Source organism: Kitasatospora kazusensis, from assembly GCF_039529945.1.
GTDB classification, from domain to species: domain Bacteria; phylum Actinomycetota; class Actinomycetes; order Streptomycetales; family Streptomycetaceae; genus Kitasatospora; species Kitasatospora kazusensis.
On sequence record NZ_BAAANT010000151.1, the window covers coordinates 1 to 509 of the forward strand.

The following is a 509-nucleotide window of genomic DNA, read 5'->3' on the forward strand; positions in this document are numbered from 1 at the left end:
CCGGCCACCGCGCCGCCCTCGGCCGCCTGGCCGAGCTCCTTCATGTCGATGCTCTTGCGGTGCCCCTGCGCCACCTCGATGGCCTGCGCCATCAGGTTGATCGCCGCCATCTGCACCGCCTGCTTCACCGCGTGCTCCAGCGCCTCCTTCAGCAGCGTCTTCAACAGCTGCTGAACGACCTCACGCGTGATCCCCACGAACACCGGGATCTCCGCCATCGACGCACCGAACGTCGGCACCGCCTCCGCCTCCGCCGTCGCCAGCTCGAACGCCAGGATCCCCAGCTGCGCGATGATCTGGATCTTCGCGGTCTCCGCCGAGTTCGCCATCCCCTCCAGCATGTCGCCCATGCCGTTGCAGGAGGCGACCAGACCCGGCAGGTACCCCGGATCCGACTCCGTCCCCTTGCCCACCGTGTAGTCGGCCCAGTGCTTGGCCAACGCATCGGCCGCAGCGCCCTGCTGACCCTCCAGGGCCTGCTTCATCGCGGCGTCCGAGGCGTGCGCGGC

General features: G+C 69.5%; 1 protein-coding gene. It reads right to left on the reverse strand.

Annotated elements, in window-relative coordinates:
* The coding region (locus tag ABD330_RS32430; RefSeq protein WP_344469903.1) for a WXG100-like domain-containing protein at positions 1-509 on the reverse strand (509 nt) is incomplete at both ends.